This window comes from Hydrogenophaga flava NBRC 102514, from assembly GCF_001571145.1.
Lineage (GTDB): Bacteria > Pseudomonadota > Gammaproteobacteria > Burkholderiales > Burkholderiaceae_C > Hydrogenophaga > Hydrogenophaga flava.
The window spans coordinates 281,796-297,345 of the sequence record NZ_BCTF01000002.1 but is presented as its reverse complement, the minus strand read 5'-3'; the positions used below and the strand labels follow the sequence as shown (position 1 = coordinate 297,345).

At 67.9% G+C, this 15,550-nt stretch carries 14 protein-coding genes; 10 read left to right on the top strand and 4 right to left on the bottom strand.

Going from position 1 to position 15,550, the window contains the following annotated elements; all coding sequences use genetic code 11:
- Positions 1-24: 24 nt before the first annotated feature.
- Entirely contained in the window at positions 25-2,175 is a 2,151-nt protein-coding gene (locus HFL01S_RS03165; RefSeq protein ID WP_066254527.1) for a xanthine dehydrogenase family protein molybdopterin-binding subunit, read from the bottom strand.
- A gap of 2 nt (positions 2,176-2,177) precedes the next feature.
- Positions 2,178-2,642 (bottom strand): (2Fe-2S)-binding protein, encoded by a 465-nt coding sequence (locus HFL01S_RS03160; RefSeq protein WP_066254525.1) that lies wholly within the window; start codon positions 2,640-2,642, stop codon positions 2,178-2,180.
- Positions 2,643-2,827: 185 nt separating this feature from the next.
- Here HFL01S_RS03160 and HFL01S_RS03155 point away from each other — a divergent pair, with 185 nt between their 5' ends.
- Positions 2,828-4,096 carry an Hsp70 family protein gene (locus tag HFL01S_RS03155; RefSeq protein ID WP_066254521.1) on the top strand — a complete coding sequence of 423 codons (1,269 nt, stop codon included), beginning with the start codon at positions 2,828-2,830 and terminating at the stop codon, positions 4,094-4,096.
- Positions 4,097-4,103: 7 nt separating this feature from the next.
- Here HFL01S_RS03155 and HFL01S_RS03150 read toward each other — a convergent pair whose 3' ends face one another.
- Both HFL01S_RS03150 and HFL01S_RS03145 read right to left on the bottom strand, forming a co-directional pair.
- Entirely contained in the window at positions 4,104-5,015 is a 912-nt protein-coding gene (locus tag HFL01S_RS03150) for a sugar phosphate isomerase/epimerase family protein (protein ID WP_066254518.1), read from the bottom strand.
- Positions 5,016-5,018: 3 nt separating this feature from the next.
- Complete coding sequence (locus HFL01S_RS03145; RefSeq protein WP_066254516.1) at positions 5,019-5,939, bottom strand: 4-hydroxyphenylpyruvate dioxygenase; 921 nt, start codon at positions 5,937-5,939, stop codon at positions 5,019-5,021.
- Positions 5,940-6,101: 162 nt separating this feature from the next.
- Here HFL01S_RS03145 and HFL01S_RS03140 point away from each other — a divergent pair, with 162 nt between their 5' ends.
- The 9 genes from HFL01S_RS03140 (at position 6,102) to HFL01S_RS03100 (ending at position 15,545) form a co-directional block, all read left to right on the top strand.
- The gene (locus HFL01S_RS03140; RefSeq protein ID WP_066254511.1) at positions 6,102-6,890 is read left to right on the top strand and encodes an IclR family transcriptional regulator domain-containing protein; all 789 of its coding nucleotides are present in this window, start codon (positions 6,102-6,104) and stop codon (positions 6,888-6,890) included.
- A 345-nt stretch (positions 6,891-7,235) separates the two neighbouring features.
- Complete coding sequence (locus HFL01S_RS03135; RefSeq protein WP_066254509.1) at positions 7,236-8,210, top strand: ABC transporter substrate-binding protein; 975 nt, start codon at positions 7,236-7,238, stop codon at positions 8,208-8,210.
- A 58-nt stretch (positions 8,211-8,268) separates the two neighbouring features.
- Entirely contained in the window at positions 8,269-9,297 is a 1,029-nt protein-coding gene (locus HFL01S_RS03130; protein ID WP_066254507.1) for an aromatic ring-hydroxylating dioxygenase subunit alpha, read from the top strand.
- Between the two features lie 119 nt (positions 9,298-9,416).
- The gene (locus HFL01S_RS03125; RefSeq protein ID WP_066254504.1) at positions 9,417-10,484 is read left to right on the top strand and encodes an aromatic ring-hydroxylating dioxygenase subunit alpha; all 1,068 of its coding nucleotides are present in this window, start codon (positions 9,417-9,419) and stop codon (positions 10,482-10,484) included.
- Positions 10,485-11,507, top strand: a complete 1,023-nt coding sequence (locus tag HFL01S_RS03120) for an aromatic ring-hydroxylating dioxygenase subunit alpha (protein WP_066254498.1) — start codon at positions 10,485-10,487, stop codon at positions 11,505-11,507.
- Positions 11,508-11,527: 20 nt separating this feature from the next.
- Positions 11,528-12,358 carry an ABC transporter ATP-binding protein gene (locus tag HFL01S_RS03115; RefSeq protein ID WP_066254679.1) on the top strand — a complete coding sequence of 277 codons (831 nt, stop codon included), beginning with the start codon at positions 11,528-11,530 and terminating at the stop codon, positions 12,356-12,358.
- A 12-nt stretch (positions 12,359-12,370) separates the two neighbouring features.
- On the top strand, positions 12,371-13,165 hold the full coding sequence (locus tag HFL01S_RS03110) for an ABC transporter permease (protein ID WP_218008590.1): 795 nt from the start codon (positions 12,371-12,373) through the stop codon (positions 13,163-13,165).
- The gene (locus HFL01S_RS03105) at positions 13,162-14,607 is read left to right on the top strand and encodes an amidohydrolase family protein (protein WP_066254492.1); all 1,446 of its coding nucleotides are present in this window, start codon (positions 13,162-13,164) and stop codon (positions 14,605-14,607) included. Before HFL01S_RS03110 ends, HFL01S_RS03105 begins: the two co-directional genes overlap by 4 nt.
- Positions 14,607-15,545: a PDR/VanB family oxidoreductase gene (locus tag HFL01S_RS03100; RefSeq protein ID WP_066254489.1), complete on the top strand. Its 939-nt coding sequence runs from the start codon at positions 14,607-14,609 to the stop codon at positions 15,543-15,545. The genes HFL01S_RS03105 and HFL01S_RS03100 overlap by 1 nt, the downstream gene beginning before the upstream one ends.
- Positions 15,546-15,550 lie beyond the last annotated feature (5 nt).

The following is a 15,550-nucleotide window of genomic DNA, read 5'->3' as shown; positions in this document are numbered from 1 at the left end:
GGCCCCCCTGTGCGATCAGGCTTGTCAGGCCTTCTTGAGCTGCGCCGTGTCGAACGGCAGGCTGCGCAGGCGCTTGCCGGTGGCCGCGAAGATCGCGTTCGCCACCGCAGGCGCCACCGGGGGCGTGCCGGGTTCGCCGATGCCGCCGGGCTTCTCGGTGCTCTTGACGATGTGCACCTCGACCTTGGGCATCTCGTTGTGGCGCAGGACGGGATAGTCGTGGAAGTTGCCCTGTTCGACCCGGCCGTCCTTGAGGCTGATCTTCCCGTACAGCGCGGCCGACAGCCCGTAGACCATGGCGCCCTCGACCTGGCGCTCGATGATGGTGGGGTTCACCGTCATGCCGCAGTCCACGGCCGCCACCACGCGGTGCACCTTGGGCGTACCGTCGGCCGCCACCGAGACCTCGGCCACCTCGGCCACGTAGCTGCCGAAGCTCTGCACCACCGCGATGCCGCGGAACACGCCCGCCGGCAGCGGCTTGCCCCAGCCGGCCTTCTCGGCCGCCACTTCGAGCACCTGCTTGTAGCGCGGCTGCTGGTCCATCAGCGCGCGGCGGAACTCGAACGGGTCCTTGCCCGCGGCGTGCGCCATCTCGTCGATGAAGCCTTCCATGAAGAAGCTGTTCTGCGAATGGCCGACCGAGCGCCAGAACCAGACACTGGGCCCCGGCTCGCGCCGGCCGTAGCTGATGAGCTGGTTGGGCACGCCATAGGGGTGGTCGTTGATGCCCTCCATCGCAAAACTGTCGACGCCGCTCTCGGGGATCTTCATGAAGCCCGAGGCCGCCATGATCGACGGCGAGCCCACGCCGGCCTTGAGCAGCACGGCCTTGCCCTGCGCGTCCAGGCCGCCGGTGAACTTGGCCACCGAGGCCGGGCGGTAGAAGCCCGCGGCCATGTCGTCCTCGCGGGTGTAGACCAGCTTGACCGGCGCGCCGCTGATCTTGGACAGCAGGGTCGCGTCGATCACGAAGTCGGGCGCGAAGCGCCGGCCGAAACCGCCGCCCAGCATCATGGTGTTGACCTTGACCTTGCCCGGGTCGACCGAGGCCACCTGGCTGAGGATGCCCTGCACCGGCCCCTGGCTCTGCGTGCCGGCCCAGACCTCCACGCCGTCGGGCTTGACCCAGGCGGTGCAGTTCATCGGCTCCATGCAGGCGTGGGCCAGGTAGGGCGCCTCGTAGGTGGCCTCGACCATCTTGGCCGCCGACACGCCGGCGTCGCCTTCCTTGCGCGCCACCGCGTCGGCCTTGGCCGCACCGTCGGTCAGCATGGCCGTGACCTTGGCCGAGTCCAGCCCGGCCTTGTCGCCGAAGTCCCAGTCCACCTTGAGTGCGTCGCGGCCCTTCTTCGCCGCCCAGTAGCCGGTGGCCAGCACCGCTACGCCGGTCGGCAGCGTGATGACCTGCTTCACGCCTTTGACCGCCTTGGCCGCCGTGTCGTCCACCTTGGCCACCTTCACGCCCGGCAGCGGCGCGCGCGCCATCACGGCCACCAGCATGCCCGGCAGGTTCACGTCAATGCCGAACTTGGCCGAACCGTTGGTCTTGCCCGCCGTGTCCAGCCGTGCCTTGCGCTGGCCGACGATCTTGAAGTCCTTCGGGTCCTTCAGCGCCACCTTTTCGGGCGCCTTCTGCTTCGACGCCGCCTCGGCGAGCTGGCCGTAGCTGAGTTTCTTGCTGCCGTGGATGACGTGGCCGGCTTCGGTGCGGCATTCGCCGGCCGGCACCTTCCACTTCTCGGCCGCGGCCGCCACCAGCATGGCGCGCGCGGTGGCGCCGGCGTTGCGCATCACGTCCCAGTGGCCGCGCACCGTGGTCGAACCTCCGGTGGCCTGCATGCCGAAAGCCGGGTTGTTGAAGGCCTGGCTCACCGGCGCCTGCTCCACGCGCACATTGGCCCAGTCGGCGTCCAGCTCCTCGGCCATCAGCTGTGGGATCGCCGTCAGCACGCCCTGCCCCATCTCGGAGCTGCCGCAGACCACGGTGACTCGGTTGTCGGGCGTGATGCGCAGCCAGGCGTTGGGCGTGAAGGCGGTGTCGGTGGCCGCCAGCGCCCGGCCGCCCATGGCCGGCAGGGTGAAACCGACGACCAGCGCGGCGCCGGAACCGGCCATGAAGCCGCGGCGGCTGGTCTCGAAGGCGTGGGAATCGTTGTGAACGGTGGTGCTCATGATCAGGCTCCCTGCAGGGCGACCGCCGCGTCCTTGATGGCCGCCTTGATCTGGTTGTAGGTGCCGCAGCGGCAGATGTTGCCGCTCATGGCCTCGTCGATGTCCTTGTCGCTGGGCTTGGGCTTGGCGGTCAGCAGCGCGGTGGCGCTCATGATCTGGCCGCTCTGGCAGTAACCGCACTGCGGCACGTCGTGCTTGACCCAGGCGGCCTGCACCGCCTTGCCGGCCTTGCTGTTGCCGATGGCCTCGATGGTCACCACCTTCTTGCCGGTGGCGGCCGACAGCGGGGTGGAGCAGGAGCGCACCGGCTGGCCGTCCAGGTGCACGGTGCAGGCGCCGCACAGCGCCATACCGCAGCCAAACTTGGTGCCGGTGAGTTGCAGGTCTTCGCGCAGCGCCCAGAGCAGGGGCATGTCGGGTTCGGCGTCGACGGACGCCGCTTTCCCGTTGACGGTGATATTCAACATGGGGGTTGTCTCCTGTGGGGTTCGCCCGGCGATCAAGGCGCCAGGGTCGTTCTGCAATGTAACGAGCAGCCGCCCGGCCCCTGGGCCGGGCAAACCCTTGTCCTACGGTGGCGTGGGGACAAGCTGTTCCGTTTCGGGCCAGCCGGCGCGGTGGCAGAATGCCGCTCCCCTTGTTGGCCCCATATATGCATCCAGACTCCCACGGCATCCTCGGCATCGACTTCGGCACCTCCAACTCCGCCATGTCCTGGGCTGCCCCCGACGGCCTGTCGCGCCTGATCCCGCTCGAAGGCGACGCCGTCTCCATGCCCACCGCCGTGTTCTTCAACAGCGAAGACCACCGCACCCACTTCGGTCGCGACGCCGTGGCCCAGTACCTGGCCGGCACCGAAGGCCGGCTGATGCGCTCGCTCAAGAGCCTGCTGGGCAGCCCGCTGATCCACGAAAGCACCGAGGTCAACCACCGCCCGGTCAGCTTCCTGGAGATCGTGACCACCTTCCTGGCCGAGCTGCGCGATCGCGCCACCCGCTCGCTGGGGACGGCGCCCGAACGGGTCGTCATGGGCCGGCCGGTGCACTTCGTGGACGACGATCCGGCGCGCGACGCCGCGGCCCAGCAGTCGCTGCTGGAAGCCGCGCAGGCCGCGGGTTTCCGCGAGGTACGCTTCCAGCTCGAACCCATCGCCGCCGCGCTGGACCACGAACGCCGGCTGGACCGCGAATCGTTGGTGCTGATCGTTGACATCGGCGGCGGCACCTCCGACTTCACCGTCGTGCGCCTGGGGCCCGACCGCATCGCGCGGCCCGACCGGGCAGACGACGTGCTGGCCACCACCGGCGTGCACATCGGCGGCACCGACTTCGACCACCGGCTCAGCCTGGAACAGGTGATGCCGCTGCTGGGTTACCGACACCTCGGCCCCCAAGGCCGCGAAGTGCCCAGCCGCACCTTCTTCGACCTTTCCACCTGGCACCTGATCCAGTGGCTCTATCTGCCCAAGGCGGTCAGCCAGGCGCAGGCGCTGCGCGTGAACTACAGCGATGTGCGCCTGCACGAGCGGCTGATGCGCGTGCTGCGCGAGCGCCACGGCCACCACATCGCCCACGAGGTCGAGCAGGCCAAGATCCGCTGCTCGATGGCCGACGCCGACACCACTGTGGACCTGTCCATCGTCGAAGCCGCCCTCACCGCCCCCCTGGGCACGGCCGCGCTGCACGACCACCTGGACGCCCTGCTGGAACGCGCCGTCGCCTGCGCGCGCGAGTGCGTGCAGCGCGCCGGGCTGCGCGACGACCAGCTCGACGCGGTCTACCTCACCGGCGGTTCCTCGGCCCTGCGGCCGTTCCAGCAGACGCTGCGCGCGGCGTTCCCCGGCGTGGCGCTGATCGAGGGCGACCTGTTTGGCGGTGTGGCTTCGGGACTGGCGTACGGCACCGGACGTTCAGCGCCGTAACGCCGCTTCACCCCACCGACTTCAGCCGCATCTGGTTGGGCAGTGGCACCGAGCGGCGCAGCACGTCCTCGGCCAGCCAGAGTGCGGCGCGCTTGCCGCGCTCGGCCACCATCGGCAGCGGCATCTGCTGGTAGTCGTCGTTGAACACCTCGAAGCTGTAGTCGCCCGCGTAGCCGAGCCTGTCCAGCCGCAGCACGAGGTCGACGATCTGCTCGCTGTGCACGCCTTCGCCGGGGAAGACGCGGAAGGTGCGCGCGGTCGCCATGCGCTCTTCGAAGGTCTTCGCCTCTTGCCACATGAAGTCGGAGAGTTGCACCAGGAAGATCTTGCTCGGGTCGAGGTAGTCGATCTCGTCCAGCGCCGTCTTGGCCGCGAAGATGTGGAACGAATCGAGCCCGATGCCGAGGTTGGGGCAGTCGGCGCGGCAGACCACGTCCCAGGCGGTGGTGAACTCGTTGATGGTGCGGCCCCAGGACAGGCCTTCGTAGGCGATCCGGATGCCCAGCGGCAGCGCCAGCATGGCGAGCTTGCGCAGGTCGCGCGCGAGGTGGTCGAGGCCCTGCGTGGCGTGTGCCGAGGTGGACGAGCAGGCCAGCAGCACCTTGCAGTCCAGCGCGGCGCACATCTCCAGCATGGCCTTGGCGATGTCGATCTTGTAGTGGTGCAGGTGGCCCGAGAGGCCCTCGAAATCGCGCAGTACCTGGAAGCCCGTGCCGCGCAGGCCACTGGCCTTGACGGCCGCGACAGCCGCCTCGATGCCACCGGGGTGGCCGTTGATGTCGTTGGCCTTGAGCATGACCTGCGAGAAGCCCGCGGCCTTCATGGCGGCGAGCTTGGCTTCGAGCGGGCCGGCGAGCGTGATGGTGTCCATGCCGAAGCCGGAGATGGCTTCGACGATGGCGGCGTGGGAAGGCTTCATGGCTCAGCCTCCGGCGCGCTCGCTGTGCACCAGTTCGAACACCACCGAGCCCAGGTAGGTCTTGGTGATGGCGCCGCGCTGCTCGGTGTGCGCCGCCTCGGTCTCGACGAACTCGACGCCCAGCGCACGCAGCGCCTTCACCGCGGCCAGCACGTCGGGCACGCCCAGGCCGATGCGCTGCAGCTTCTCGTCGGCGTCGTGCACGTTCACCGGCGGCTCCACCAGCTGCAGCATGAAACGCCTGGACGGGTCCAGCGCCGGGGTGCGCAGCAGCGTGCCCTTGGGCATGATGCCAAAGCGCTGGTCGTCGGGGATCAGCTCGGTGCCGAACAGCTCGTCGTAGAACGCGATCCAGTCGTTGCTGCGCTCGGGGCCGATGTACTGCACGACGCCAAAGAAGTGGATGCCGGCGGTGGCGGGGGGCTTCTGGTCGACAGTGGGAATCGGCACGAAGTCCACGTCGTAAATGGAGAACTCCTTGTAGCGGTCCACGAAGTAGATGCGGCTGCCGCCCGCGCCGTGGATGGCCGGGATGTTCAGCTCCATCACCTCGGCGTGCGTGGGCACCGACCATGCCCCGCGCTCGATCACGTAGTGGTAGGCGGCGCGGGCGTCGCGCACGCGCAGCGCCATCGCGGAAATCGAAGGCACGTCGCTGCCGTGGCTGGCGCCCTGGGCGTCGCTGGGGTGGGCATTGACGACGATGTTCAGCTCGCCCTGCCGGTAGAGCAGGATCTCGCGCGAGCGGTGGCGCGCCACCGGGCGGAAACCCATCATTTCCAGCACCTGCCCCAGCGCCTGGGGTTTGGTGGTGGCGTATTCGATGAACTCGATGCCGTCCAGGCCCAGCGGGTTGGCGGCGTCACTGAACGAGGCCTGCAGAGGCTCTCGGCTGGCTGCGGTGTTGAGCAGCAGATCACTCATGTTCTGGTCTCCATAAGGGTTGGGGCGGGGCCACGCCGCACGCCGCATTCGGTGCCAGCCCCCACTGTAGGCGCCCCGCGTTTCGGAGGGTCTTGGGGCGGGCCGTCTCTGGTTCGATAATCGAACGCCGAACTTCATTCATCGCACGATATCAGGGTTTTCATGACACTCAGTCTGCCCACCTGGAACGCCCCGCCGCTGGAGAAGCGCGACTGGATCGCCGGCCTGGAAAAAGGCCTGGCGGTCATCGAAGCCTTCGACGACCAGCACCCGCGCCTGACCGCCAGCCAGGCCGGCGCGCGCTGCGGCCTCACGCGCACCGCCGCACGGCGCTACCTGCTGACCCTGGCGCACCTGGGTTATGTGGGCACCGACGGCAAGCTGTTCTGGCTCACGCCGCGCATCATGCGGCTGGGCCACGCCTACCTGGAGTCGGCGCGGCTGCCGCGGCTGGTGCAGCCCTTCCTGCAGCGCATCGCGGGCGGCACGCAGGAGATCGCCTACCTGGGCGTGATCGACGGCGACGACGCGGTCTACATCGCGCGCAGCGGCTCGCAGCGCCACATGTACGCGGGCTACATGCTCGGTTCGCGCGTGCCGGCGCAGGTGACGGCCGCCGGCATGGCCATCCTCTCGGCGGCCGGAGAGAGCGTCTCGGACACCTGGCTGGAGCAGCACGAACTGCGCGCATTCACCTCGTTCACCATCTCCAGCAAGGACCAACTGCGCAGCGAACTCCAGCACTGCCGGCGCCAGGGCTGGGCGCTGTCGGAACAGCAACTGGAACTGAACCACCGTGGCATCGCCGTGCCACTGCTGGACCGCAACAACGAGGTGCACGGCGCGATCAGCATCACCATGCCGATCAACCAGGAAAGCAGCGAGGACGCCGTCAAGCGCGTGCTGCCGGTGCTGCAGGAAGCGGCGCGCGGGCTGCGCAACCTGATCTAGGCGCGCCGCTGCATGGTATCGGTGCAGCGCACCCCCAACCCGGTTCCCCGCATCGGTGCAGGCCTGCACCCGATGCACTGCATTTGATCCAGAACAAGGCAAAGACCGCCGCACCGCGCTAGGCACGCACATTGCTAAGCAACGCTTGGAGTAGAAGCTGTCAGTTGGCACTCCAGTGCCAATCGGTCATTGCTCCGCTGCCCGCAGGCCTGCTTGCGGGCACTTGCCCGGCAACGGGCTTGTGTGTCCTCCGGGGACGCAGCGGTGGCAATGTCCTGGCGCTCACGCGCGCGGCTCACGGCCTTCCGCATGCCCCGTTTCCTTCATCGCCACAGGAGAAACGCCATGCCTTCACTACTCGCCTCACTGTCTGGTCGCCTCGCGGCCGCCGTCGCCACCGGGCTGCTCGCGCTGCCTGTCCAGGCTCAGGACAAAGTCACCTTCCTCACCTCCTGGTTCGCCCAGGCCGAACACGGCGGCTACTACCAGGCCGTAGCGACCGGCATCTACAAGAAGCACAACCTCGACGTCACCATCAAGATGGGCGGGCCGCAGGTCAACGCGGTGCAGCTGCTGGCTGCCGGCCAGGCCGACTTCCTCATGGGCAAAGACTTCCAGGTGCTCTCGGGCATCGAGAGGGGCATTCCCATGGTGACAGTGGCGGCGTTGTTCCAGTCCGAGCCGCAAGGCATCATGACCCACCCGGACATCAAGAGCCTGGCCGATCTCAAGGGCAAGAGCGTCATGATCGCGACCAGCGCCCACAACACCTACTGGCCGTGGATGAAGGCCAAGTTCGGACTGACCGACGCCAATGCCAAGCCTTACACCGGCAGCCTTCAGCCTTTCTTCGCCGACACCAGCACCGCCACCCAGGGCTTCGCCACGTCGGAGCCGTTCGAGGCCGAAAAGGCGGGCAAGAAGGTGAACTTCTTCCTCATGGCCGACGAAGGTTACCCACCCTATGGCAACACCATCGTGACGCTGCAGAAAACAGCGAAGGACAAACCGGACGTGGTCGCCCGCTTCGTGAAGGCGACGATCGAGGGCTGGGATAGCTACCTCAAGGACCCTGCACCGGGCAATGCCCTGATCAGGCAGGACAACCCGAAGATGGAAGACGAGAAGCTGGCGTTTGCGGTGAAGCGCCTGCGCGAAATCAACTTCATGAAGTCGGGTGACGCCGCCCGCATGGGCCCTGGCGTGATGACAGAGGCGCGCTGGAAGAAGACCTTCGATTTCATGGTGGGCCACGGCATTCTCAAGCCCGACGTGGACTGGAAGCAGGCCTACACCACGGCCTTCCTGCCCAAGCCCTGATCCCCCCTGCACCACCAGACCCCGGCCGCCCTCGCGAGGGCGCCGGCAAGGAGAACCCATGCGCGTGACCCAACACCCGGTCCTGCGGCGCTTCTGGTACGCGGTGATGCCGCTGCAGGCGCTGGACGAAGGACCACAGCCATTCACCCTGCTCGGCGAAAAGCTGGTGCTGTGGAAGATGGCCGACGGCACCCCGGCAGCGGCCCAGGACCGCTGCTGCCACCGCACCGCCCAGCTCAGCAAGGGCTGGGTCGAGGGCGACCACATCGTCTGCGGCTACCACGGCTGGCGCTACGACTGCAGCGGCGCCTGCGTGAAGATTCCTCAGCTGGCAGATGACCACAAGATCCCCGCCGGCGCGCGTGTCAACGCCTACCGCTGCCAGGCCCGTTTTGGCTACGCCTGGGTGGCGCTGGACGAACCGCTGGTGCCGCTGATCGACACACCCGAAGAGAACGACCCTGCGTTCCGCCGCATCCACCAGTTCGACGAAACCTGGCGCACCGGCGCGCTGCGGCTGATGGAGAACTCGTTCGACACAGCTCACTTCGCCTTTGTGCACAAGGGCACCTTCGGCCAGTTCGAACAGCCCAAGCCCGAGTTCTTTGAAATCCGCGAAACCGACTACGGATTCGAAGCCGAGGTGATCGTACCGATCAACAACCCGCCCGAGTCGCACCGCATCACGGGCAGCACAGAGCCGACCACCAAGCGCCACTTCCACAACCAGTGGCACCTGCCGTTCCTGAGGCGCCTGGGCCTGGTCTACCCCAGTGGCATCCACCACACGATCTTCACCAGCGCCACGCCCATAGACGATGAGCGCATCCAGATCATCCAGTGGCTCTACCGAAACGACACCGAAGAACAGTGTCCTGCGGCCCTGCTCAACGAGTGGGACACCAAGGTGGTGGCGGAAGACAAGGTGATCCTGGAATCGGTCGACCCGGAGGCTCCGATCGACGTGGCGTTGCGCCTGGAGCAGCACATGCCCAGCGACCGGCCCGGCGTGATCATGCGCCGGCGACTGCTGGAACTGCTGCGTGCACACGGCGAGTTGCCGCAGGCCCGGACCGCCACGACCTGAACGCTTGCAATGCCGTCGGCGCCCGGTCGCAGGCGCCCGTCCGCGAAGGCGACCGTTCTGGCACGCCGGCGGACCCGCCGGGCACCTCACAAGCCCGGCATCTGAATGAGGAGAACCCCATGCTCGTGACCCGTCAACCCGTCCTGCGCCGCTTCTGGTATGCGCTGTTTCCAGTGACGGACCTGGACGACGGCCCCAAGCCCTTCACCCTGCTGGGCGAACACATCGTGGTCTGGAAAAAGAGCGATGGCTCGCCCGCTGCGGCCCGCGACCGCTGCTGCCACCGCACCGCCCGCCTGAGCAAAGGCTGGGTCGAGGGAGACCACATCGTCTGCGGCTACCACGGCTGGCAGTACGACTGCAGCGGTGCCTGCGTGAAGATTCCGCAGCTGGGCACAGAACACAAGATCCCGGCCGGCGCACGCATCACCGCCTACCACTGCCAGGCGCGCTACGGCTATGTGTGGGTCGCCCTGGACGACCCGCTGCGCGACATCCCCGACTTCCCCGAAGACGGCCAGCCTGGCTATCGCCGCATCTTCCAGCTCTACGAGACCTGGCGCAGCACCCCGATGCGTCTGATGGAGAACAGCTTCGACAACTCCCACTTCAGCTTCGTGCACAAAGGCACCTTCGGCGACCTCGACAACCCGCTGCCTTCGACCTACGACATCGAGGAGACCGACTACGGATTCGAGGCCCGGCAATCGGTGAGCATCCTCAACCCGCCGCAGGCACACGACGTCACCGGATCCACGGAAGCGCGCGTCACGCGCCACATGGTCAACCGCTACTACCTGCCGTTCTGCCGCCGCATGGGAGTGAGCTACGACTCCGGCATCGACCACATGGTCTACAACTGCGCCACGCCCATCGACGACGAGCGCATGGTGCTGGTGCAGTGGCTGTACCGCAACGACACCGAGCAGGACTGCAGCACGCAAAAGCTGATCGACTGGGACACCCGGGTCACGCGGGAGGACAAGGACATCCTGGAAGCTACCGACCACGACGTGTGCATGGACACACGGCGCAAGGAGGAATTCCACATGCCTTCGGACAAGCCGGGCCTGATCATCCGCAAGCAGATCCTGGCCCTGCTGGCCGAGCACGGTGAGCAGGAGGTCTTCCGCAGCGCGCTGCCACCCATCGTGGCCGCACCGGCCCGCCACACCCAGGAGGCCTGAATGCTGGTCACGAAGCAACCTGTTCTGCGCCGCTTCTGGTACGCGCTGATGCCCATCACGCACCTCGACGACGGCCCCAAGCCGTTCACCCTGCTGGGCGAAGACCTGGTGGTCTGGAAGCAATCGGACGGTACGCCGGCTGCGCTGCGCGACCGCTGCTGCCACCGCACCGCCAGGCTCTCGGAGGGCTGGGTGAACGAGGCGGGGCACATCACCTGCGGCTACCACGGCTGGCAGTACGACTGCAGCGGCGCCTGCGTGAAGATTCCACAGCTCACCAGCGAGAAGATCCCGCCCGGCGCCAAGGTGCCGTCCTTCCGCTGCGTCGAAAAGTACGGCTACGTCTGGGTCGCCCTGGAAGAGCCGCTGGCCGGCATCCCCGACTTCCCCGAAGACGGCCAGCCGGGCTACCGACGCATCTTCCAGTTCTACCAGGAGTGGCAGACGAGCCCTGTGCGGGTGATGGAGAACTCGTTCGACAACTCGCACTTCTCCTTCGTGCACAAGGCCAACTTCGGACTGCTGGAGCAACCCAGGCCGGCGCCCTACGAGTTCCGAGAGACCGACTACGGCTTCGAGGCCATCACCACGGTGCCCATCCGCAACCCCGAGAGCAGCCACCGCGTGACCGGCACGACCGAGCCGGTCACTGACCGGCACCTGGTCAACCGCTACTACCTGCCGTTCTGCAGGCGTTTTGGCTGCAGCTACCCGGCCAGCGGCGTCGACCACATCATCTACAACTGCGCCACACCCATCGACGACGGCAGGATCATGCTGGTGCAGTGGCTCTACCGCAACGACAGCGAAGAGAGCTGCTCCACACAGGCGCTCATCGACTGGGACGCCGCCATCACCGCCGAGGACCGCGACATCCTCGAAGCCACCGACCCCGACGCCTGCATCGACACGCGACGCAAGGTCGAGTTCCACATGCCCTCGGACCAACCCGGCCTGATCATCCGCCGCCAGCTCATGGCGCTGCTGACCGCGCACGGCGAAGCCGAAGTGTTCCGCACATGAGACCGGAGACCACCATGCTGATGCCCTACCGCGACATTCCTGCCGAACCGGAGGTCGACGCTCCGGATGCCGACACCGTGCTTCTGGCCAACCGGGTCGAGAAGACCTACCCGAACGGCACCCATGCGCTGGACGAGGTGCGGCTGCGCGTGCAACGCGGCGACTTCGTTTCACTGCTGGGCCCCTCGGGCTGCGGCAAGAGCACCCTGCTCAAGATGTTCGCCGGCCTGGAATCGCCCTCGCATGGCCACATCCGCTGGGCCGGTGCCGACACCCCGGCCAAGAGCGGCCTGAAGACCGCCATGGTGTTCCAGGAGGCCACGCTCATGCCCTGGGCCACCGTGCAGGCCAACGTGCGTCTGCCGCTGGACCTGGCCAAGGTGCCCGCGGTCGACAGCGGCCCACGCGTGCAGAAGGCGCTGGAGAGCGTCGGGCTGGCACGCTTCGGTGAGAGCTACCCGCGCGAGCTCTCTGGCGGCATGCAGATGCGGGTGTCGATCGCACGGGCGCTGGTGACCGAGCCCGACGTGCTGCTCATGGACGAACCTTTCGGCGCGCTCGACGAGTTCACCCGCCTGCGGCTGGATGCCGACCTGCGCGCGCTCTGGGCTCAGCGCAACGGCAGTGGCCAGCCCCTGTCGGTGGTGTTCGTCACCCACAGCATCTCGGAGGCGGTCTACCTCTCCAGCCGCGTGGTCATGATGGCCGCCCGACCCGGGCGCATGGTGGCTGACCTGCCCGTGGCCGAACCGGTGCGCGACGAGGAGTTCCGCCTGTCCAACCCCTTCGCCGCCTATTGCCGCGACCTGTCGATCCGCCTGCTGGCCGCCAGCGGCGAACAGCACACCTGAAGGATGTCCACCATGCACACACCCCTCTTGCAAAACCCCACCGCGGTCAAGATCGCCGCGCCCGCCCTGGTGGGTCTGCTCCTGCTCAGCCTGTGGCAGCTGCTGTGCACCGCCTGGGAGGTGCCCGTCTACCTGGTGCCCAAACCCACCGACGTGGCCGGCGCCCTCTGGAGCGATGGCCCGGACCTGCTGCGCGCCCTAGGTACCACGCTCAAGATCACGTTCCTGGCCTTTGCCGTCGCCGTGCTGCTGGGCGTGTGCGCGGCTTTCCTGTTCGTGCAGAGCCGCGTCATCGAAACCAGCCTGTTCCCCTATGCCATCCTGCTGCAGGTGACGCCGGTGGTGGCCATCGCGCCGCTGATCATCATCTGGGTCAAGAACTCCACCGCCGCGCTGGTGCTGTGCGCCACGCTGGTGGCGCTGTTCCCGATCATCTCCAACACCGTGCTGGGGCTGCGCAGCGTCAACCCAGGCCTGCTCAACCTGTTCCGGCTCAACGGCGCCTCTCGCTGGCAGACGCTGGTGCGGCTGCGCATCCCGAGCGCGCTGCCCTACTTCTTCGGCGGACTGCGCATCTCCAGTGGCCTGGCACTCATCGGTGCAGTGGTGGCGGAGTTCGTGGCAGGCACGGGTGGCACCGGCGCAGGGCTGGCCTATGAAATCATGCAGGCCGGGTTCCAGCTCAACATTCCGCGCCTGTTCGCGGCCCTGGTGTTGATCTCGCTGACCGGGGTGCTGCTGTTCACCTCCATGGCCTGGCTGGCACGCCGGTCGCTGGCGCACTGGCACGAAAGCGAGGCCGCATGAGCGAACCCGCCACCGCCCAGAGCGTGCTGATCCAGGGTGCCGACGCCATCCTCACCGGACTGCCGGGTGCCGCAGCTCGGCACGCGGGGCCGGACCTGCGCATGGAGGACGGCCGCATTGCCGCCCTGGGCGCCCTGGACCCCCTGCCCGGAGAACATGTGGTCGACGCCCGCGGTTGCGTGATCTACCCGGCCTGGGTCAACACGCACCACCACCTTTTCCAGTCGCTGCTCAAAGGCGAGCCGCAGGGACTCAACGCCACGCTCACACCCTGGCTGGCCGCCACACCCTACCGCTTCCGCAGCGGATTCGACGAGCACCACTTCCGTCTGGCCGCACGCATCGGCCTGGTGGAGCTGGCACTCTCTGGGTGCGCCACCGTGGCCGACCACAACTATCTGTACCACCCGGGCATGCCCTTCGACACGTCGGCCATCCTGTTCGAAGAAGCCGAGCGGCTGGGCCTGCGCATGGTTCTGTGCCGCGGCGGCGCCACCATCACCCGCCAGCTCGAAGCCGATCTGCCACAGGCGCTGCGCCCCGAAACGCTGGACAGCTACCTGGCCGATATCGAGCGGCTGGCCGCGCGCTACCACGATGCAGCGCCCGACGCGATGCGCCGTGTGGTGGTGGCGCCCACCACACCCCCCTTTTCCATGCGCCCTGGAGAGCTGCGCGAATGTGCCGCACTGGCCCGGCGCCTTGGGCTGCGACTGCATTCGCACCTGTCTGAAACAGTGGGCTACCAGGACAGTGTGTTCGCACAGCACGCCACCAGCCCGGTGCGGTTCTGCGAGAGCGTCGACTGGGTGGGCGAGGACGTGTGGTTCGCCCACCTCGTCAAGCTCGACGCCGAAGAGATCGCACTGCTGGGCGCGACCCGCACCGGCATTGCGCACTGCCCGCAAAGCAATGGCCGACTGGGCAGCGGCATCGCCCCTTTGCAGGCACTGGAGGCGGCCGGTGTGCCGGTGTCCATCGGGGTGGACGGCGCGGCCTCCAACGAGGCGGCGGACATGATCAGCGAGACCCATGCGGCCTGGCTGATGCAGCGCGCCAAAGGCGGCGAGGCCGCCGTCGCACGTTGCCGAGGCGGCCAGGGCGAGGCCGGCGCGGATGCGGCCTCCGTGGACGACGTGGTGCGCTGGGCCACCGCCGGTGGCGCCGCCGTGCTCGGTCTGCCCCGCATTGGCACACTGGCCACCGGTCAGGCGGCGGACATCGCCGTCTATGACCTTTCGCGCAATCCGCGCCACTTCGGCCTGCACGACGTGGGTATCGCACCCGTGGCGTCGGGTGGGCAGGCCCATCTGCGGCGCCTGTACGTCGGCGGCCAGGAACGCGTTCGCGACGGCGCCATTCCCGGCCTGGACATGGCCGAACTCGGTGCCCAGGCGCGAGCCGCCGTGCAGGCGCTCAAGACCGCAGCGGGAGTGGCGTGATGGACATGACCGTGCGCGGTATCCGCCTCGAATCGGCTGACGTGCGCTCGCTGCAACTGGTGATGGCCGATGGCGCGCCGCTTCCCCCATGGCGCCCCGGTGCCCATGTGGAACTGCACCTGGGGCCAGGCCTGCGCCGCGCCTACTCGTTGTGCAACCACCCTGGGGAAACCGGCTGCTACCGCATCGCTGTCAAGCTCGAACCCGTGTCGCGTGGCGGCTCGCGTGCCGTCCATGCGCTTCAGGTCGGCCAAACAGTACGCGTAGAGGCTCCCCGCCACCTGTTCGAGCTGCATCCTGAAGCAAGGCACCATGTGCTGCTGGCCGCAGGCATCGGGCTGACGCCGCTGTACGCCATGTTCCATGGCGCAGGCGGTGGCCCCGCCGCAACCCTGCATGTGTTTGCCCGCAGCCCGGCGCACGCCACCTTCGCCGACCGTCTGGACGGTCATGCGCAATGGCATTTCGGACTCGACGGCGAAGCGACCGCACAGACCCTCCGTCGAATCGTCGGCGAACACGCCGGGCGCGACGCCACCTGCTTCTACCACTGCGGCCCGGCGCCCTTCATGGCCGCTGTGGACGCGGCCTTGGACGCAGCCGGGGTGCCCACCGAATGGCGGCGCAGCGAACAGTTCTCGGCCGCGCCGGCGTTGGCACAGGGAAACGCAGACACTTTCACGGTCGAGTTGGCGCGCAGCGGCCAGCGGTTCACGGTGACGCCCACGCAGAGCATCCTGGAAGCGGCGCGGCAGCACGGAATCGACCTGCCCTGCTCCTGCGAGATGGGGGTCTGTGGCGCCTGCCTGAGCCAAGTGATCGAGGGCGAACCCGACCACCGCGACAGCTACCTCTCTCCCGAGGAGCGCGCAGGGGGCCGGCTCATCATGCCCTGCGTCTCGCGATGCCGCGGCGCACGGCTGGTGCTCGACCACTGAGCGCC